The organism is Streptomyces albicerus, from assembly GCF_008905045.1.
GTDB classification, from domain to species: Bacteria; Actinomycetota; Actinomycetes; order Streptomycetales; family Streptomycetaceae; genus Streptomyces; species Streptomyces albicerus.
Window position 1 is genome coordinate 1 of record NZ_VWMY01000071.1, and the last position, 17207, is coordinate 17207.

The 17207-nt window shown below is 69.6% G+C and carries 20 protein-coding genes; 10 read left to right on the top strand and 10 right to left on the bottom strand.

Going from position 1 to position 17207, the window contains the following annotated elements; all coding sequences use genetic code 11:
- Positions 1 to 440: ANTAR domain-containing response regulator (locus tag GAS53_RS43880; protein WP_151483372.1), on the top strand; the 440-nt coding region annotated here is incomplete at its 5' end.
- A gap of 58 nt (positions 441 to 498) precedes the next feature.
- Here GAS53_RS43880 and GAS53_RS43885 read toward each other — a convergent pair.
- Positions 499 to 1320 (bottom strand): SigB/SigF/SigG family RNA polymerase sigma factor, encoded by an 822-nt coding sequence (locus tag GAS53_RS43885; RefSeq protein ID WP_151483373.1) that lies wholly within the window; start codon positions 1318 to 1320, stop codon positions 499 to 501.
- Positions 1321 to 1854: 534 nt separating this feature from the next.
- Between GAS53_RS43885 and GAS53_RS43890 the strand changes: the two genes are divergently transcribed.
- On the top strand, positions 1855 to 2454 hold the full coding sequence (locus GAS53_RS43890; RefSeq protein ID WP_225859465.1) for a hypothetical protein: 600 nt from the start codon (positions 1855 to 1857) through the stop codon (positions 2452 to 2454).
- Between the two features lie 234 nt (positions 2455 to 2688).
- Here the strand turns inward: GAS53_RS43890 and GAS53_RS43895 are convergent, their stop codons facing one another.
- Genes GAS53_RS43895 through GAS53_RS43905 form a run of 3 tightly spaced genes read right to left on the bottom strand, consistent with a single transcriptional unit; the run spans position 2689 to position 3870 of the window.
- Positions 2689 to 3072: an ANTAR domain-containing protein gene (locus GAS53_RS43895; RefSeq protein WP_225859466.1), complete on the bottom strand. Its 384-nt coding sequence runs from the start codon at positions 3070 to 3072 to the stop codon at positions 2689 to 2691.
- A 40-nt stretch (positions 3073 to 3112) separates the two neighbouring features.
- A complete protein-coding gene (locus tag GAS53_RS43900) occupies positions 3113 to 3469 on the bottom strand; it encodes a PRC-barrel domain-containing protein (protein ID WP_151483375.1) in 357 nt (118 codons plus the stop codon).
- Between the two features lie 41 nt (positions 3470 to 3510).
- On the bottom strand, positions 3511 to 3870 hold the full coding sequence (locus GAS53_RS43905) for an ANTAR domain-containing protein (protein ID WP_151483376.1): 360 nt from the start codon (positions 3868 to 3870) through the stop codon (positions 3511 to 3513).
- Positions 3871 to 4827: 957 nt separating this feature from the next.
- Between GAS53_RS43905 and GAS53_RS43920 the strand changes: the two genes are divergently transcribed.
- The 4 genes from GAS53_RS43920 (at position 4828) to GAS53_RS43935 (ending at position 6436) form a co-directional block, all read left to right on the top strand.
- Complete coding sequence (locus GAS53_RS43920; protein ID WP_151483379.1) at positions 4828 to 4992, top strand: hydrophobic protein; 165 nt, start codon at positions 4828 to 4830, stop codon at positions 4990 to 4992.
- Positions 4993 to 5085: 93 nt separating this feature from the next.
- On the top strand, positions 5086 to 5259 hold the full coding sequence (locus GAS53_RS43925) for a CsbD family protein (protein ID WP_151483380.1): 174 nt from the start codon (positions 5086 to 5088) through the stop codon (positions 5257 to 5259).
- A 134-nt stretch (positions 5260 to 5393) separates the two neighbouring features.
- Positions 5394 to 6017, top strand: a complete 624-nt coding sequence (locus tag GAS53_RS43930) for a hypothetical protein (RefSeq protein WP_151483381.1) — start codon at positions 5394 to 5396, stop codon at positions 6015 to 6017.
- Positions 6017 to 6436 carry a PB1 domain-containing protein gene (locus GAS53_RS43935; protein WP_151483382.1) on the top strand — a complete coding sequence of 140 codons (420 nt, stop codon included), beginning with the start codon at positions 6017 to 6019 and terminating at the stop codon, positions 6434 to 6436. The genes GAS53_RS43930 and GAS53_RS43935 overlap by 1 nt, the downstream gene beginning before the upstream one ends.
- Here the strand turns inward: GAS53_RS43935 and GAS53_RS58145 are convergent.
- Positions 6400 to 6630 carry an ice-binding family protein gene (locus tag GAS53_RS58145; RefSeq protein WP_318723705.1) on the bottom strand — a complete coding sequence of 77 codons (231 nt, stop codon included), beginning with the start codon at positions 6628 to 6630 and terminating at the stop codon, positions 6400 to 6402. The two genes, GAS53_RS43935 and GAS53_RS58145, sit on opposite strands and share 37 nt — an antisense overlap.
- A gap of 965 nt (positions 6631 to 7595) precedes the next feature.
- Here GAS53_RS58145 and GAS53_RS43945 point away from each other — a divergent pair.
- Positions 7596 to 7952 (top strand): PRC-barrel domain-containing protein, encoded by a 357-nt coding sequence (locus tag GAS53_RS43945; RefSeq protein WP_151483383.1) that lies wholly within the window; start codon positions 7596 to 7598, stop codon positions 7950 to 7952.
- A gap of 35 nt (positions 7953 to 7987) precedes the next feature.
- Positions 7988 to 8158 carry a hypothetical protein gene (locus GAS53_RS55645; protein ID WP_192583547.1) on the top strand — a complete coding sequence of 57 codons (171 nt, stop codon included), beginning with the start codon at positions 7988 to 7990 and terminating at the stop codon, positions 8156 to 8158.
- A 357-nt stretch (positions 8159 to 8515) separates the two neighbouring features.
- Here GAS53_RS55645 and GAS53_RS43950 read toward each other — a convergent pair whose 3' ends face one another.
- Positions 8516 to 9745 (bottom strand): thiolase family protein, encoded by a 1230-nt coding sequence (locus tag GAS53_RS43950; RefSeq protein ID WP_151483384.1) that lies wholly within the window; start codon positions 9743 to 9745, stop codon positions 8516 to 8518.
- A 177-nt stretch (positions 9746 to 9922) separates the two neighbouring features.
- Here GAS53_RS43950 and paaI point away from each other — a divergent pair, with 177 nt between their 5' ends.
- Both paaI and paaK read left to right on the top strand, forming a co-directional pair.
- Positions 9923 to 10312, top strand: a complete 390-nt coding sequence (gene paaI / locus GAS53_RS43955; RefSeq protein WP_151483403.1) for a hydroxyphenylacetyl-CoA thioesterase PaaI — start codon at positions 9923 to 9925, stop codon at positions 10310 to 10312.
- On the top strand, positions 10309 to 11655 hold the full coding sequence (paaK, locus tag GAS53_RS43960) for a phenylacetate--CoA ligase PaaK (protein ID WP_151483385.1): 1347 nt from the start codon (positions 10309 to 10311) through the stop codon (positions 11653 to 11655). The genes paaI and paaK overlap by 4 nt, the downstream gene beginning before the upstream one ends.
- Positions 11656 to 11794: 139 nt before the next feature.
- Here the strand turns inward: paaK and GAS53_RS43965 are convergent, their stop codons facing one another.
- The 4 genes from GAS53_RS43965 to GAS53_RS43980 all read right to left on the bottom strand — a co-directional run bounded on the left by GAS53_RS43965 (position 11795) and on the right by GAS53_RS43980 (position 17060).
- The gene (locus GAS53_RS43965; protein WP_225859467.1) at positions 11795 to 13015 is read right to left on the bottom strand and encodes a lactonase family protein; all 1221 of its coding nucleotides are present in this window, start codon (positions 13013 to 13015) and stop codon (positions 11795 to 11797) included.
- 192 nt (positions 13016 to 13207) lie between these two features.
- On the bottom strand, positions 13208 to 13918 hold the full coding sequence (locus GAS53_RS43970; RefSeq protein ID WP_192583548.1) for an alpha/beta fold hydrolase: 711 nt from the start codon (positions 13916 to 13918) through the stop codon (positions 13208 to 13210).
- The gene (locus tag GAS53_RS43975) at positions 13915 to 15330 is read right to left on the bottom strand and encodes a salicylate synthase (RefSeq protein ID WP_151483387.1); all 1416 of its coding nucleotides are present in this window, start codon (positions 15328 to 15330) and stop codon (positions 13915 to 13917) included. Before GAS53_RS43975 ends, GAS53_RS43970 begins: the two co-directional genes overlap by 4 nt.
- Positions 15327 to 17060: a (2,3-dihydroxybenzoyl)adenylate synthase gene (locus tag GAS53_RS43980; protein WP_225859468.1), complete on the bottom strand. Its 1734-nt coding sequence runs from the start codon at positions 17058 to 17060 to the stop codon at positions 15327 to 15329. Before GAS53_RS43980 ends, GAS53_RS43975 begins: the two co-directional genes overlap by 4 nt.
- Positions 17061 to 17207: the final 147 nt, after the last annotated feature.

The window sequence follows — 17207 nt, forward strand, 5'->3', positions numbered from 1 at the left end:
ACCTGACCCGCGAGGTCGACCGCTGGCCGCACTTCGCCACAGCGGCCCACCGCAGCGGCTTCGGCGCGGTCCAGGCCCTGCCCATGCGGCTGCGCGACGAGGTCGTCGGCGCCCTGAACCTCTTCCACGCCACCCCCGGCCCCTTCGACCCGGCCGCCACCCTCATCGCCCAGGCCCTGGCCGACGTCGCCACCATCAGCCTCCTGCAACAACGCACCACCCACCGCAGCACCGTGCTCAACGAACAACTGCAGACAGCGTTGAACAGCCGGGTACTGATCGAGCAGGCCAAGGGGAAACTCGCCGAACGCCAGGGCATCGACATGGAACAGGCCTTCACCGCACTGCGTGGCTACGCCCGCGCCCACAACCGACGCCTGTCCGACGTGGCCCGCGCCTTCATCGACGGCTCCGAACGTCTCCCCGGTCTGTGCGTCTGACAGCGTCCAGAACGCGAAAGCGATCGCTTGGATCGCCACCCGTGCACCCGAGGCCTGGTCACGATGCCCTCCTCAGATCGTGGGCGTCGGCCATCACCTGGTCGCGCAGGCGTGCGCAGGTGCGGGTGATCAGACGGGAGACGTGCATCTGGGAGACACCGAGCTGTAGGCCGATGCGGGCCTGCGTCATCTCGCAGAAGAACCTCATGTACAAGATCTGCCGTTCGCGTTCGGGCAGTGCCCGCAGCAAGGGGCGGAGCGCCTCGCGGTTGACGATCAGGTCGAAGCCGGGCTCCACGTCGCCGAGGGTGTCGGTCAGGGGCTGGCTGTCCTCGGAGTGGCCGGGCACGGAGTCCAAGGACCGGGCGGCGAAGCTCTCCAGCGCCCCCTGACCCAGCCGTACCTCGGCCTCGGTCAGGCCGGCGTGTGCGGCGATCTCGTGGACTGCGGGGATGCGGCCGCCCAGCGAAGAGCACAGCTCATGGTCGGCGGAGCGGACCTGACGGCGCAGCTCCTGTACGCGCCGCGGCACATGCACGACCCAGAGTTCGTCACGGAAGTGCCGCTTCACCTCGCCGAGGATCGTCGGTATGGCAAAGCTCGGAAAGGCGGTGCCGCGACTGGGGTCGAAGCGGGCTACCGCCTTGACCAGGCCCAGTTGGGCAACCTGCTCGAGGTCCTCGAAGGTCTCACCACGATGGCGGAAGCGCCGGGCGAGCCGTACGGCCATCGGCATCCAGGCGCACACCACCTCCTGCCGCAGCGCGGACCTCTCCGGGCCGCCCGGTAGGGCAGCCATACGGCGGAACGCGGCGTCGGTGTCCGGCGCGTCGTCGTGGGGGCGTGTGCTTCGTGGGCTCTGTGTGCGTTGGTCCGGCATGGGCACGTGTCTCCCTGATCGGTGGCGTCACTCACCGTGGGAGCCGACAGACCGCAGCGCACAGGGGAGCAGCGAAAGCTGCTCCCACGGGCGTGCCTCTGGTCTGAAGCACACGAGGCGGGTTCCCGGACAGCCCGCTCTCAAACAGCTCTCCGCAACACAACTGCGGCCGCTCACGGGGGAGCGCGCGGGCAAACGACGCGGCCGTCGACACCCGGCCCCGCGTGCGGGCTGTCGACGGCAGTCATCCCTTCGCCCGTACCTTGGCTCGTCGCCGCGTCCCACCCCGTCTTCGACAAGCTGGTCGGCGCACTCACCGTCCATCTGCCGGCGCCACAGTGGCCCCGCGCCGCCAACGGGCCCCGACGCGGCGCCGATCCGGGGCTATGCTGCTGAACAGACGTCCCAGACCCAGGCGCCGCACCGCCCATCGGCCACGATGGCAGTCCCGTACATCTTCCGGCCCCTGAACCGAGGCGCGTCATGCCCGCTCCACGGCAACCACACGAACTCGAAGGCTCTGAGCCGTCCGCGATGGACACGGTGCGTCTGCGCAGGCTGAACCGCTGGCAGGCCGAGGGCCTGCGGGAGGACCTGGCGGATCTGTACGTGGAGTCTTCCGCAGCCGCTCCCGGTGAGGAGTTCCACGACCGGCAGAAGTTCCTGCACCGCCTGGCAAACGACGTACAGCTGCCGGGATTCGACATGCTGGTCGCCGAGGCGCAGTCCCTGGCCGGGTGTGTCTTCGGATTCCCCGTGCCGCGCGACGGCTCCTGGTGGCAGGGGTTCGACGGACCGATGCCGCAGAACCTTGAGCAACTGACCGCGTCCGGACATGTCTTCGCGATCCTCGAAACCCTCGTCCATCCGCACAAACACGCCCACGGGCTCGCCCGCCGACTCCAGGAGCGCCTGCTCGCCGATCACCAGGCTTCGCTCGGCGTCACCTTGGTGGATCAGTCCGACCGTTCAGCCTGTGCCGCCTTCAAGAACTGGGGCTGGCAGCAGGCGGGGCAGATCCATCGACTTTCCGGCCCAACGGCCTTACGGGTACTCGTTCTTCCTCTTGGCGAGCGCACGGCGGAACATCCGGACGGCCTCGCCCACAACGACCAGACCCAACGGCCCGAATAGCCGCCCCGCACCGGATCACACAGGATCAGGCCACCGCCCTGGCCGACCTGGTCGCGTTGGTGATGGACGAACTCGAACTGCGGCTGTCCGCGCTGCGCATGCTCCGCGTGGAACGGGAACGTTTGAGATCCCCGGGGTGGGCTACACAGCAGGGGCGTCCGACGGCCGGCCCGGACGAAGGCACCGGAGAGTTGAGCTCACAGCTCCCGGTGCCGTCCGCTGGGGGGCACTCCGTCACTCCCGGTCCGTCGCATGAAGGCGCCGCAGCGCCCGGCGAAGCTCCCGCTGTATCGGTTCCGGGAGCGTCTCGTCCTTCGTCGTGGCGACCAGAGCCGCAGCCACGTCCCGGAGCTTGATGTTGCAGTGCTGCGACACGCCCACCAGCAGATCCCATGCCCTCGCGCTGGAACACGGCGCCAGGGCCATCACCATGCCGCGCGCCTGGTCGATCACCGGGCGGGTGGCCAGCGCCCGCCCCAACTGCTCGTTCTTGGCACGCAGTTCGACGACCTCGGCCAGCAGAGCCGCATCGCCTGTCGAAGCCACAGCCGTGAGCAACGGCCGTTCTTCACGGGGCGCGGTCACCTGGTGCATGGTGCGTACCTCAGCAGTCCTCACAACACAGTCCTCACAACACAGTCGTCGTGCCCATCGGCGGTCAGCGGCGCGCCAGTTGCCTCTCACCGGCTGCACCGGGCTTGTAGGGCAGGCCGTAGTGCTTGAAGATCGCCTCCTCCTGGTCGGCGGGCAGCACGTCGTCGGTGCCGATCGAAGGGGCCTGCTTCACCAGCGTCTTGACATAGGCGACCTTGAGATAGCCCGGCCCGGCGATCGCGTCCTCAAGAGGGACGAACACCAGACGGTGCCGGGTGGGAAGACCGGTCCGCACCGTCGCCATGGCCGGCTCATCGGTGGTGGTGTCCACATACACCGCTTCGAGGACACCGATCTTGTGGGACTCGGTATCGACGACGTCGAGGTCGCGCCATTCCCGGACATCGGCTGCGTGAATCATGACCTCTCCCTACCGAAGGACTTGCCTGGTCGGCATGAACCTCATCGCAGGTCTGCCGTATGAAGCCGCCGCAGCGCGCGACGCAGCGCACGCTGGATCTGCCCCGGGAGCTGCTCACCCTCCGAGGTGGCGACCAGATACGCGGCCACTTCCCGGAGTTTGAGATCGCACTGCCGTGAGACATCCACCAGCAGGTTCCTGGCCGCCCCACGGCGGCAGGGGGTCAGGGCCATCACCATGCCGCAGGCCTGGTCGATCACCACACGGCCGGACAGCGCCCGACGCAGCTGATCGTTCTCGGCGAGCAGCGCGACGACATCCTGCCCGACCGGCGCGTCCCCCCGCGAGACCTCGGCCTTCGGACCCCCCCACTCTTCTTGGATCACGCTTGTGCGTTGCATGGCATGTACCTCTCCGGGCTCTCGACGTGTCCGGCCTGGCTGAAGCCGTTCCGAATTCCCTGGCTGCTGGGCCGCTGCACGGGTCACCTGCGGTGTTCGCGGTCCCGACGGTCCTCGCGCCTCCAGCGCGCTCGGTCCCGACGGCTGTAGCGACGGTCCCAGCGGTCCTGACGATCCCGGCGCTCCTGGTAGTCCCGGTAGTCCCCGAGATCGGACCTGCCGCTACGGCCCCCGCCCCCGCCACGATCGCGACCGTAGCGGGTGGCGCACAGGACCAACACCGCCGCGGCCACCCACCAGATGGGATCGAAGAAACCGAAACCGAACAAGACCATGATGAGGATGATTAGCAGGACGAACACGGCGGGCCTCCCCGGGAGCTGGGTACAGCATCGATACCGGGGACTGGGGCCTCACCCCACAGCGTAGTCCTGCCCAAAGATTCCGGATACCGTGCCACATCAGTGCGTCCTGTCCGGCACAGATGGCTGCTTGTCACCTATCCGGGAAATGCGGGGAGGGCTAGCGTGCGTCGTGCCGCCCCGGCCCCCGGCAGCGTCGCACCGCCATCGCGCTCCCCAGGGGGCGCACCGTGCGCATCGGTGCCGGAATCCGCCGCGTCACGAGCGTGGCCGTTCCCGCACGCGCCCATCGTCTTCGTCCTGCTCGCCACTGTGATGGGCCTGTCCCGGTGGGAGGACCACGTCCTGCCGTCGCCGCCCACCGAGCCGGCCGAAGCCCCCGTCGAGGCTCCGTTTACCCCAGCGGCCCCTGCCCAGCTCCCAGAACTCCTCAGTGTCGACGCTACGTTGACAAGGGAGGTTGCCAGGCGTTGACTGACAGCAGGCGTGGGGCTACACCGCTCCGGAAACCTCCGGGCGAGGCCTTCCACCTTCCGCTTCGCCCTGACCCCGCGGAACGCAGGAACTGTCCCTGTGACCGCGTGGAGGCTCGGCCATGCTTGTTTGGATTCTTCTCCTACTGCTGATCCTCGTGGTGTTCGGATTCGGCTTCACCATGCAGACCCTTTGGTGGGTCGCCGCCGTACTGCTGGTCGTCTGGATCGTCGGCTTCGCAAGGCGCGGGCGCGGCGGTGGCAGGCGTCGGTACGGCCGCCGGTAATCCACACCGGGGCCCGATCCCGCCCGCGGGAACGGCGGCCGGTACGACGATCACGCGCGGGGCCCCACTCAGCAGACACGTAGGAGGCCGACCATGAGCGTCGGGCAGACGATCAAGCACAAGACACAGGAATTCAAGGGCCGGATTACCGAACGTGTCGGCCGGACCACCCGCAACAAACGACTGCAGCGCGAAGGCAGGACCGATCGGGTCTCCGGAAACCTGAAGCAGGCCGCCTCCAAGGTCAAGCACGCCTTCAGGCGCTGACCTGACCACATGCGCCCGGGTGGTGGCCACGTCAGGCGGCCACCACCCGGCAGCCCTCAACACTCAATCAGCCGACGGGAACTGACGGCAATGATGCAGACCTATCTGCGAACCAAGAGCCAAAGAAGGCAGCCATGTTCACCGTCGTGATCATCGCTGTGATCGTCATTGGCTTGGCCACCCTCCTCTACCTCGGACGCGGAAGGGCCCGGGGCAACGGCGGCCGCGGGCTGAAGAGGCGCTTCGGCCCGGAGTACGACCGTGCCGTAGCCCGCCATGACGGCGACATCAGGGAGGCCGAGCGGGAACTCGGTGAGCGCGTGCAGCAGCACGGCTCCCTCAGGAAGCAGCCGCTGTCGCCCGAGGCCCGCGAGCACTACCTGACTCAATGGGCCGCCGCCCAGGAGCAGTTCGTCGAATCACCGCAGAAGGCCGTCGCCGAGGCGGACGCCCTCCTTGCACACCTGGCCAGGGACCGCGGTTTCCCTGACGGCGAGGAGTTCGATGAGCAGCTGGCGGCCCTCTCCGTCCACCACGCCCAGTTCGTCCAGGGCTACCGCAGCATGCACACGGCAGCCCGCGACCAGAGCGGCACCGAGGAAATGCGGGAGGCCATGGTCGAAGCCCGAAGCCTCTTCGAGGCACTGGTCATCGAACAACCGGCTGCCCCGGACCGGCGCCGCTCGCATACCCCCGACGGCCAAGGACACGCGCCGTGGCCACTGACCCGACGCCACGCGAAGGGAAGCAGCACCTGATGTCGCACAACGCCGAACACGCACGGCAGCCCCAGGCCGGGAGCCCGGTTCCCGCGATGCGGCGCGCCCCGCAGACACCTCCCACCGACTCTGCTCACGCACCGCGCGAGCCCGGCACCAGCACCGACGGCGCCGGTCGCCGGCCGGGCTCGAAGCTGCTCCCGCAAGGCGAACGTGACAAGGTCACCCTGCGTCTCCAACAGGCCCTCAACACCTTCGTCGACAGCCCACGCCAAGCGGTGGAAGAGGCTGACAGCGCCTTCGACGAACTCGCCACCCACCTGACGGACACCCTCGCAGAACGGCGTCGAGCCCTCCGCGCAAAGTGGCAGGACCCGGACACCGAAACACAGACAGAGGAACTACGGCTCGCGCTGAGGCACTACCGGGAGATCACGGAGCGCCTGCTGCGCGTTTGAGCACTCGGAGCTCCATCGTCGGCGACAGCCGCCTCATGCTGTCGCCGTGCAGGCCACAGGGCCCTCACTGGCTCGATAGTGCCGGCGGCACACGAACCCCGGTTGATCACGAGGGTGGAGTTGGTGCCGAGCGTGGCCGACCTGCCGACCTGCCAGCACACGTTGCACGGCGAGGCGCCGTTGACGAGGCCCACCCCCGACTGGCGGATGCCGTCGTCAGGTCGGTCTTGGCCTGGGCCGCCACAGCGTCCGCGGAATACCTGGCCCAAAGGACGAGGCAGGGCGGGAATCCGGAGATGGCTGTTCCCGGATGCACTCCGAGGCTTCCGGTGATCACCACGGCCGTTACCGCCGCGATCCAAGCCGATATGGTGCGCCGCAGTGGCACGTCAGGGATATGCAGCGTCATCGAGGGGCCAACTCCTGTGAGGGGGATGGCGCCTGCCTGCGTGCCCGGTCGCACGAAATCGTCTGTTTCTGTCGATGGCATATTGCGCAGGAGAGGAATCGGATCACGATTCACTCGAGTGACTTCGTCAGAATTTGCGAGCGAATCACAAAATGCAGAGAAATAGTTAATGGGCCTTAGCTGCTGATTTATTGCCCGGGCGGGCGAGGGGGAAATTCACCACAGGGCGAATCTCATGGAGACAGCCAGGGACTACTGGCGGAACGGAGACGTGCCACAGGAAGGTCACGCAGGCCCAGCGTGAGACCACTGAAGGCAACCGTCTTAGGTGCGTCGCCAGGAGCGAACCCGCTTGGTGATCTTGCGGGCAGTGTAAGCGTGATCGACCCACGTTACGGGATACACGCCTGTCATGGTCACGTTGCTACGCCAAGACATTCGACGCATGGAGGCCTAAGAAGAGTACGGATTGATGCAACACGCGAGCATGCCCGAGCCGCACTGACCGTAGTAATATTGAAGGCGGGTTGGTTCACTCTCACGTGCAACCGCCCGGAAGGGCGACTCCGGCGTGTATACGCCGGAGTCGTTGCCTTGGCCGTCAGCACGACAACAAGAGATGCTTCAACACTCGCCTCGCGGACAGAGAGCCCGCAGACTGGAAAGTTGCAGGGCTGCCGATCCGGGTACCCGGACGCGATATTCCGTGGGGCCGACACGGACCGGTGTCCTGCTCAGGAGGGAGGCGGCATGATCCAGGCAGCCGATATCCGTGAATGGCGCGATCAGGATGTCGTCGATCCGAAAGGGCACAAGATCGGCGTGCTCGAAGCGGTCTACGTGGACACCACCACCGACGAACCGGCGGTGGCCACCGTCCGGACCGGACTGCCCACCCGGCACCGTCTGGTCTTCGTCCCCCTCGATGAGGTGCTCCTCGGGCCGGACTATCTCAAGGTGTCCTACGCCAAGAGCCTGGTGAGAAAGGCTCCTTCGATCGGCACGGATGACGTTCTTCCCGCCGAGCACGAGGAAGCGATCTTCCATTACTACGGCATGACCTACCAGCCGGGCGCGGGCGGCGAACGGCAACTCGCACGCCGCTGAGCAACCGTGCCCAGTCCAAGGGAGGTGTCCGAGCCATGGTGCTCTTCCTGCTGCTCGTCCTCATTGCCGTCATCCTGGGCATCATCGGCGTGGCAGCCGAGGGCCTGGGCTATCTGCTGATCATTGGCATCGTGGTCCTCGTGGCCGGTGTGGCCTTCGCCGCCGTCCAAGGGGCCCGGCGTGCCAAACGGCATCCCCTCCGCTGACAAAGGAATCCGCTGACAAAGGAAGATGACCGTCGCCGAACACTCACATCACGGCAAGTCCACGCGCAGGAACGGCGAAGCGGAGGATGCGGCCCAAGGTGGAGCCGTACTGCCGCCACAACGGGCCGGTTACGTACGGGATGTCGTGGAAGCCACGGCGACCACGACTGAGTCACCCATGATCGTCTGCACATCGGCTGAGCCAACGATCACCGAGACTCCAAAATACACCGAAGGCCCATGTCAGATGGCCTCTGACCTGGGCCTTGTCGGTAGACCCTGCGGGACTCGAACCCACAACCAATGGATTAAAAGTCCGCTGACGGCGTTGCAGGCTTCCGGATGGCGTCCGAGTGATCACACCCTCTCCACCGCCATCGCGACGCCCTGTCCCACCCCCACGCACAGTGTGGCCAGCCCCCGCCGCCCGTCCTCGCGTTCCAGTCGGCCGAGCAGGGTGAGCAGGATGCGGGCGCCGGAGCAGCCGAGTGGGTGGCCCAGGGCGATGGCGCCGCCGTCGGCGTTGACCTTCTCCTCGTCCAGTTTCAACCGGCGGATCACGGCCAGCGCCTGGGCGGCGAACGCCTCGTTCAGCTCGACCGCGTCCAGGTCGCCGGTGCCCCAGCCCGCGCGGGCGAGGGCCTTCTCGGTGGCGGGGACCGGGCCGAGACCCATCAGGTTGGGCTGTACGCCGGCCGAGGCGGAGGTGATGATCCGGGCCCGCGGTGTGAGCCCGTACAGCTCGACGGCCGTGCCGCTCGCCACCACCAGCGCGGCGGCGCCGTCGGACAGGGGCGAGGAGGAACCGGCGGTGACGATGCCGTCCTGGCGGAAGATGGTCCGCAGGGTGCCGAGCTTCTCCAGTGTCGTGGCGGGACGCGGGCCTTCGTCGCGGACCACCTCACCGTCCTTCCCGGAGACGGGCACGGCCACGATCTCGCGGTCGAAGTGTCCGGCCTCCTGCGCGGCGACGGCCCGCTGGTGGCTGCGCAGCGCGAAGGCGTCGGAGTCGGCTCGGGTGATGCCGTCGAGCGCGGCGACCTCCTCGGCGGTCTCGCCCATCGACAGGGTGACCTTCACCGTCTCGGGGCCGGCACCGGCGGGCAGGGCCCGGTCTGCGGAGGCGAACCGCGGATTGGTGAACCGCCAGCCCAGCGAGGTGTCGTGCACCTCGCCCGGCTTGGCCCACGGCGTGCCGGGCTTGGCCATCACCCAGGGCGCGCGCGTCATCGACTCCACGCCGCCCGCGACGACCAGCTCGGCCTCACCGGACCGGATCGCCTGGGCGGCACTCGCGACCGCCGTCAGCCCGGAAGCGCACAGCCGGTTGACGCTGTAGCCGGGCACGGTGTGCGGGAGCCCGGCGAGCAGCACGGCCATACGGGCCACGTCCCGGTTGTCCTCACCCGCCTGGTTGGCGGCCCCGAGGATCACCTCGTCCACGGCGTCGCCCGGAATGCCGGCGCGCCGGACGGCCTCACCGACGACCAGGGCCGCCAGGTCGTCGGGGCGTACGGAGGCCAGCGCGCCCCCGTACCGGCCCTGCGGGGTGCGGGCCCCGTCGATCAGAAAGACCTCGTCAGGCATGGAAGTTGCTCCTCACCAGGGACGGACCGAAGCGGCAGGGGGGTGGCTCCGCGGCATGCGTACCGCCCCTTGACACGCAGTGGTGATGCTGGATTACTTGGCCGTGGCGCACGGTAACCGAATGTTCGGTCGGTTCACAAGGTGGTGAGAACGGTGACCACGACGCCCACAGAGGCGATGTTCGCCGCGGACGAAGCGTCACGTCGGCTCGGCATCGAGCTGCTGGAGCACGGCGAGGGGACCGCCACCCTCCGCATGACCGTGACCGCGACGATGGTGAACGGACACCGGATCGCCCACGGCGGCTATGTCTTCCTGCTCGCCGACTCCGCTTTCGCCTGCGCCTGCAACAGCCACGGCCCCGTGACCGTCGCGGCCGGGGCCGACATCGCCTTCGTCGCTCCGGCGTACGAGGGCGACATACTCGTGGCGAGCGCCGAGGAACGCACCCGGTTCGGTCGCAGCGGCATCTACGACGTGAGCGTCCGGCGCGGCGAGGAGGTGGTCGCGGAGTTTCGCGGCCGCAGCCGCACGATCAACGGCACGACGACGAAGGAGTCGCCATGAGCACCGCACCGACGCCCGGCGCGGCCACCGGATCCCGCCTGGGCGAGCCGCTCCCCCACGACCTGCTGGACGACGGCGAGCGCCTGACGCGCGAGCAGCTGAGGGAGCTTCAACTCGACCGTCTGCGGGCGACGTTGCGGCACGCGTACGACAATGTGGAGCTGTACCGGAAGAAGTTCGACGAGGCCGGCGTCGGGCCCGACGACTGCCGGTCGCTGGAGGACCTGTCCCGGTTCCCCTTCACGACGAAGGCCGACCTGCGGGACACGTACCCCTTCGGCATGTTCGCCGTGCCGATGGCCGATGTGCGGCGTGTCCACGCGTCCAGTGGCACCACCGGGCGCCCCACGGTGGTCGGCTACACGGAGAACGACATCTCCATGTGGGCGGACGTCGTCGCCCGCTCGATCCGCGCCGCGGGCGGCCGGCCGGGGCACAAGGTGCACATCAGTTACGGCTATGGCCTGTTCACCGGCGGCCTCGGCGCGCATTACGGGGCCGAGCGGGCCGGATGCACGGTGATCCCGGCCTCCGGCGGTATGACGGCACGCCAGGTGCAGATCATCCAGGACTTCAAGCCCGAGATCATCATGGTCACGCCGTCCTACATGCTCACACTGCTCGACGAGTTCGAGAAGCAGGGGGTCGATCCGCGGACGAGTTCCCTGAAGGTGGGCATCTTCGGTGCCGAGCCGTGGACCGAGGAGATGCGCCGCGAGATCGAGGAGCGCATGGACCTCCACGCCGTCGACATATACGGCCTGTCGGAGGTGATCGGTCCGGGCGTCGCCCAGGAGTGCGTGGACACCAAGGACGGGCTGCACGTGTGGGAGGACCATTTCTACCCCGAGGTCGTCGACCCGATCACGGACTCCGTGCTGGCCGAGGGCGAGGAGGGCGAGGTCGTCTTCACCTCGCTCACCAAGGAGGCCCTGCCGATCATCCGCTACCGCACCCGCGACCTGACCCGGCTGCTGCCCGGCACCGCCCGGCCGGCCTTCCGCCGGATCCAGAAGATCACCGGTCGCTGCGACGACATGATCATCCTGCGCGGGGTGAACGTCTTCCCCAGCCAGATCGAGGAGATCGTGCTGCGTACGCCCGGTGTCGCCCCGCACTTCCAGATCGAGTTGAGCCGGCGCGGCCACATGGACCACATGGTCGTCCGTGTCGAGGCACGCCCCAGCACCGGTCCCGAGCAGCGGGAGACAGCCGCCACGGCGATCGCCCAGGGCGTCAAGGACGGCGTCGGCGTCACCGTCGAAGTGGCGATCGTCGACCCGGAGACCCTGGAGCGCTCGCTCGGCAAGCTCCGCCGTGTCAAGGATCTCCGCGGCCGGTGACCACCGCCCTTGCGGGAGTGACCAGGTGAGCGGTACGCCCTGACGGCCGCCGGACGACGACACTGCCGGCCGTACTCCGGCGGTTCTGGCGCCCCGAAGTGGAAGGCTTCGGGGCGCCTCGCCGCGGTGGCCGCTTTCCTTACACCGCGGCGATGCCCTCCATGCCCGACTCGGCGAAGGAGGGCAAGCCAGTGGCCGTGGTCACCTTGGTGAGCGAACCGTTCCGCCCTACGCGGAAGCCATCGACCGTACCGGAAACGGCGTTCTGCACGTACACGAACTTCTCGTCCTCGGTCACCGCCAGGTCGATGACACCCTGGGACATGGCCGAGGGCGGAGTGGCGATGCCGACCTCGTTGGTGAGCGCGAGCCTGCCGCGCTGGTCCGTGCGGTAGCCGGTGACGGTGGAGTTGCCGGTGTTGCCGCCGTAGAAGAAGTCGCCGGCGCGCTCCAGCCAGCACAGCGTGTTCTGGCCGTTCGCGAGGGGCTTCTGGGCGACCTTGAGGGTGCCGTCACGACGCACCTTGTACGTGCTGACCGTCGACTCCTCGGCCTCGGCCACCAGCATCCGCCCGGACCGGTCGAAGGTGATCGCGAACGGCACGCCGCCCGCCGAGTCGTTGATCACAGGCTTGTGGGCGGGGCGTCCGTCGCGCCGCATCGGGAAGACCTCGATGGTGTTGGCCGACTTGGTGGTGACGACGAGTTCACCGCCGCCCGGAGTGAACGCGACCTGGCCTGGCGAGCTGCTGAACAGCGGCACCTTCTCGTTGTCCAGCCCCAGCGAGCGTTGCGAACCGCCCAGCGGCACAAGGCCCTTGGCGGTGATCCGGAACCCCTGCACGCTGCCTGCTCCGCCCGCGTTCATGACGTACGCGACCTTGCCCGACACCGCGATCGACGCGGGGAAGTCTCCGCCGGAGCGCACCACCCGGCGGTCCGTCAGCTTCTGTCCCTGGACCCGGAACGAGGTCACGGTGCCACTGCCCGCGTTGACCGCCAGGAGCAGCCCCGACCGGTCGTCGTACACGAGCGAGCCCTGGGAGGCGAGGGAGTCGGTGGGCGCGTCGACCTGGTCCCCGCCCTTGCCTCCCGTCGCGTAGTTGCCCGCGGCGGTCAACTTGCCGTCGTCGCCGCGCTTGAAGACGTGGATGGTGTTGCCGTCGAGTTCGTTGCCCTGCACGAAGACCGCGTGGTCGGCTCCGGCCTTCGTCGTCGCCGGGCCTTCGCGTCCGCGGGAGACCTCCCCCGCCGAGGCGACGGCCACCGTCGTCACGGCCGCCGCGGTGGCGAGGACTCCCGCTCCGGCGATCGTCAGCCGGTTCTTCGACGTCGCCCTGCGCCTGTTGTGCTTGCTCACGTCTGGCTCCTCAGGGGCTTCGCCGCCACCGCAAGTGGTGGCGGGCAGAGCCAGAGTTGCGGGTGAGACGGGTGGGGCGAGAGGCGTTCGGCCGCCGCGTCAGCTTCTCGTAAGATCCTTCGCTCGACAGATCCTTCGTCCGTCGCGCACGGCTGGGCGGAGGCATATGGAAGTCCGTGTCCCCGTACGCACTCACCTCGGGACGCCGGCAGCGGAGTCGAGCAGGGCGGCCAGCCGGGCCGGCTGTTCGTACATGGCCAGATGTCCGCAGTCCAGGTCGGTGACGTCGGCGCCACCGAGGTGGGTTGTCTGGCGCTGCTGGGCGGGCAGACGGAGGGCCCGGTCGCGCAGGAGGCGGATGTAGGTGCGGGGGATGTCGGGCAGGCCGGCTCGCGTCACCGGTTCGAGGAGCGTGCCCGCCGCGTCGTCGACCAGGTGGGACAGGACGTGTGCGGCGGTGCGCGGCGGCAGGTCACGGCAGTAGCTCCAGCGGGCGAGGGCCCGCGCGGGGCGGGGTGACACCCCGGCGCGCAGGCGTCCGCGCATCGCCGTGCGGATGAGGGGCGGGAAGCCGTCGAGCGCCGAGGTTCCCTCGCGGGGCACCGTGGCGGAGAGGAAGACCAGACGCCGGATCCGGTGTGGAAGCAGCCGTGCGACCTCGGGGATGACGACGCCTGCCAACGAGTGGCCGACCAGGACGACTTCGTCCGGCCCCGCCACCTCGATGTCGTCCGCGACCGCCCGCGCCAGGTCCTTGACGGTGAGTGTGGCGAGTTCGGCGGGGCGTGACGCGCGACCGGGCAGGTCGGGAGTGACGGCGGCGGAGAGGTGGGGCAGCACCGGCTGCCAGCACGCGCCGGTGAACCAGCCGCCGTGGACGAGGACCAGGGTCGCCGCCGTCACCGCTGCTCCACAGGCTCGGCCGGTGTGAGGTGCTCGGCCGGTGCGAGGCGGAGGTGCGGGGCGACGCTGCGGAGCTTCTCGCAGGTCTCCTCCCATTCGCGTTCCGGGGTCGACTGGCCCATGATCCCGGCGCCCGCGCGCAGCCAGCTGCGGCCGTCGCGTTGGAAGACGGTGCGCAGGACGAGGGCCGCGTCGAGGGAGCCGTCGGCGTCGGCGGTGAGGACGGCGCCCGCGTACAGGCCGCGCGGCTCGTCCTCGTACCGGCTGATCGCGCGCAGTGCGGCGGGTTTGGGGCAGCCGGTGGCGGTGATCGCGGGGAACAGGGCCGCCAGCGCGTCCCAGGGGCCGTGTCCGTCGGTCAGTTGTCCCGCGACGCGTGAGGCGAGGTGCTGCACCGAGCCGCGTTCCCGGACCGTCATGAACTCCTCGACGGCCACCGTGCCGGGGTGGCAGACCTGTGTCAGTTCCTCGACGGCGAGGCGTACGGAGATGGCGTGTTCGTGGATCTCCTTGGGGTCGCTCAGCAGGTCGTCGCGGAGGCGGGCGGTCTCGTCGCGCTCCGCGGTGCGGGCGCGGGTGCCGGCGAGCGGCTGGGTGGAGACGCGGCGGGTGCCCGCCTCGACCTCGACGACGGTCTCGGGGCTGAAGCCCGCCGCCCGCCAGCCGCCCAGGTCGAGGAGGAAGGAGCGGGCGGGGGTGTTGGCCCGGCGGCCCGCGAGGTAGGTGGCGGTCAGGTCGGGGGCCATGGCCTCGGGCAGCGGCAGGGGGCGGGAGAGTACGGCCTTGTGGAGCCGGGCCGCGCGTATGTCGTCCACGGCGAGTGCCACGGCGCGCAGATACGCGGCCGGGTCCGAGCGCACCAGCGCCTCCGGGTCGGCGGGAGCTGCCCCGGCCGGGTCCTGGACGGCGGAGGCCAACGCCTCGGCGATTCCCGCGACTTGGCGGTGGTCGGCCGTGCGTATGCGGGCCTTGCCCGGGGTGAGTTCGACCTCGGTCGACGGCACCATCAGGTGCAGTACGGGCTCGGTGCCCACGGTTCCGGTGTCCGGGTGCAGCAGGTGGGCGAGTTCGAAGGCGGCCCAGCCGTGGACGCGCCAGTCGCGGTGCGGGAGGTGCGCGAGGGCTTCGGCGACCTGTTCCAGCGGTGTCGCCGACGTGGGTTGCGTCGCTGTCCGCGTGCCGCAGCGGGCGGTGACCTGCTCCGCGTCCACCGTCACGGTCGCGGCGGGGCCGGCGGCGTACGTCCAGGTCCCGGCACGCTCGTACACGACGTACTCGCCGGCGCTGCCGCCGAGTCCGCTCCGGGCGAGCCGGACCGCCGCCTCCGCGGGGTCCGCGCAGGACTCGACGATGTGCGCGGGGCCCGGGTCGGGCAGGGCGTCGGCCCACGATGTCCACGGTGCGGTGGTCATGAACGGTGTGCTCCTTCCGGGCCGTGGGGCCCTTCGGCGGCCGGGCGTCCGGCCGGGGACTCCGCCAGGGACCTCGCCAGGGACTTCAGCGCGCCCTTGTCGGTCTTGCCGACGGCGGTCACCGGGAGGGCGTCGAGCGCCTCGATCCGGTCGGGGATCTTGTACGGGGCCAGGCCGCGCTCCCCGAGGAAGGCCGCGGCCTCGCTCCGGCCGGGCGCGGTGGCGCCGGGGACGGGGACGACGAAGGCGCAGGTCCGTTCGCCCAGCAGGTCGTCCGGGATGGGTACGACGGCCGCGTCCACGATCGCGGGGTGGGTGATCAGCTGCTCCTCGACCTCCGCGGCGGCGACCTTGTCCCCGCCGCGGTTGATCTGCTCCTTCACCCGGCCCTCGACGACCAGATGGCCGGTCGGGGTCCGGCGCACCAGGTCGCCGGTGCGGTAGTGGCCGTCGGCGGTGAAGGCGCCGGTGTTGTGCTCGGGGGCGCGGTAGTAGCCGCGCAGGGTGTACGGGCCGCGGGTGAGCAGCCGTCCGGTCGTGCCGGGCGGTACGTCGCGGTCGTCCTCGTCGACGACGCGGATCTCGTCGCCGGGTGACAGCGGGCGGCCCTGGGTGTGCAGGACGACGTCCTCGGGGGCGTCGGGTTCGGTGTAGTTGAGCAGGCCCTCGGCCATGCCGAACACCTGCTGCAGTACGGGGCCGAAGGCGTCGCGTACCTGCACGGCGTGCTCCGGCAGCAGTCGGGCGCCGCCGACCTGGAGCAGTCTCAGCGAGGACAGGTCCGTGTCGTCCCACTGGGTCGCCGTGGCCCAGACGCGGGCGGTGGGCGGCACCAGTGCGGTGGCGGTGACGCGCTCGCGCTCGATGAGGGCGAAGGCGGCGTCGGGGTCGGGCTCGTCGGTGAGTACCGCGGTGCCGCCCGCGTGCAGGGCGCCGAGTACGCCGGGGCAGCCGAGCGCGAAGTTGTGGGCGACGGGCAGGGCGGCGAGGTACACGGTGTCCGGTCCGAAGCGGCACAGCTCGGCACTGGCGCGGACGTTGTAGGCGTAGTCGTCGTGGGTGCGCGGGATCAGCTTGGGCAGCCCGGTGGTGCCGCCGGAGACCAGGAGCAGGGCCACGTCCGAGGGGGCGTTGGGGGTGGGGGGTGTGTCCGTGTCGGGCTCGTCGGGAGCGGGGGGCAGGTCGGTGCCGGGGCCTTCAGGGGCGAGGGACGCCTCCGTGCCGGGCCCGTCGAGCGGCGTGTGGGTGCCCGGGTCGCCCACGACCAGGACGTGCCGCACGCCGGGGACCTCCTTCACCACCTCGGCGGCCAGATCCCGGTGGTCGAAGCCCTGGTGGACGTCCGGGACGACGTACGCCACGGCCTCGGACAGCCGGCACAGGTGGACGATTTCGCTGCGCCGGTGCAGCGGGAGCGCCAGCACGGGCACGGCACCGAGCCGCTGGAGCCCGAAGAAGACTCCGAAGAACTCGGGGATGTTCGGCAGTTGGAGGACCACCCGGTCCCCGGCGCTGATGCCGAGCCGGGTCAGCCGGCGCGCCACGCGGTCGGCGGCGGACTCCAGCCCGGCGTAGGTGAGCCCCCGGTCGCCGTGCACGAGGGCGGTGCGGTGCGGGTGGGCGCGGGCCCAGGCGCTCAGCAGTCGGTCAAACGTTTCGCCTCGCCAGTAGCCGGATGCCCGGTAGTGCGCGGCAAGGTCCTCGGGCCAGGGCGTACAGCCGTCGAGCACGTGGATCCACCCCTTCGGTCGCGGATGCGGCGCTTCTGTTCGCGGATGCGGTTGCTTCTGATCGCGCATGTGACGTTCTCGGCGGGGGCTTGTTCGCACCACCGAAGATGTTGTAGGAAATGAATACCATTTTCAATAACTGGATGC

What these genes read in the sequence shown, in the direction of transcription:
- GAS53_RS43885 (WP_151483373.1), bottom strand. Translation starts at nt 1,320, where the DNA reads ATGCCGGACCAACGCACACAGAGCCCACGAAGCACACGCCCCCACGAC.
- GAS53_RS43890 (WP_225859465.1), top strand. Translation starts at nt 1,855, where the DNA reads ATGGACACGGTGCGTCTGCGCAGGCTGAACCGCTGGCAGGCCGAGGGC.
- GAS53_RS43900 (WP_151483375.1), bottom strand. Translation starts at nt 3,469, where the DNA reads ATGATTCACGCAGCCGATGTCCGGGAATGGCGCGACCTCGACGTCGTC.
- GAS53_RS43905 (WP_151483376.1), bottom strand. Translation starts at nt 3,870, where the DNA reads ATGCAACGCACAAGCGTGATCCAAGAAGAGTGGGGGGGTCCGAAGGCC.
- GAS53_RS43920 (WP_151483379.1), top strand. Translation starts at nt 4,828, where the DNA reads ATGCTTGTTTGGATTCTTCTCCTACTGCTGATCCTCGTGGTGTTCGGA.
- GAS53_RS43925 (WP_151483380.1), top strand. Translation starts at nt 5,086, where the DNA reads ATGAGCGTCGGGCAGACGATCAAGCACAAGACACAGGAATTCAAGGGC.
- GAS53_RS43930 (WP_151483381.1), top strand. Translation starts at nt 5,394, where the DNA reads ATGTTCACCGTCGTGATCATCGCTGTGATCGTCATTGGCTTGGCCACC.
- GAS53_RS43935 (WP_151483382.1), top strand. Translation starts at nt 6,017, where the DNA reads ATGTCGCACAACGCCGAACACGCACGGCAGCCCCAGGCCGGGAGCCCG.
- GAS53_RS43945 (WP_151483383.1), top strand. Translation starts at nt 7,596, where the DNA reads ATGATCCAGGCAGCCGATATCCGTGAATGGCGCGATCAGGATGTCGTC.
- GAS53_RS55645 (WP_192583547.1), top strand. Translation starts at nt 7,988, where the DNA reads ATGGTGCTCTTCCTGCTGCTCGTCCTCATTGCCGTCATCCTGGGCATC.
- GAS53_RS43950 (WP_151483384.1), bottom strand. Translation starts at nt 9,745, where the DNA reads ATGCCTGACGAGGTCTTTCTGATCGACGGGGCCCGCACCCCGCAGGGC.
- paaI (WP_151483403.1), top strand. Translation starts at nt 9,923, where the DNA reads ATGTTCGCCGCGGACGAAGCGTCACGTCGGCTCGGCATCGAGCTGCTG.
- paaK (WP_151483385.1), top strand. Translation starts at nt 10,309, where the DNA reads ATGAGCACCGCACCGACGCCCGGCGCGGCCACCGGATCCCGCCTGGGC.
- GAS53_RS43975 (WP_151483387.1), bottom strand. Translation starts at nt 15,330, where the DNA reads ATGACCACCGCACCGTGGACATCGTGGGCCGACGCCCTGCCCGACCCG.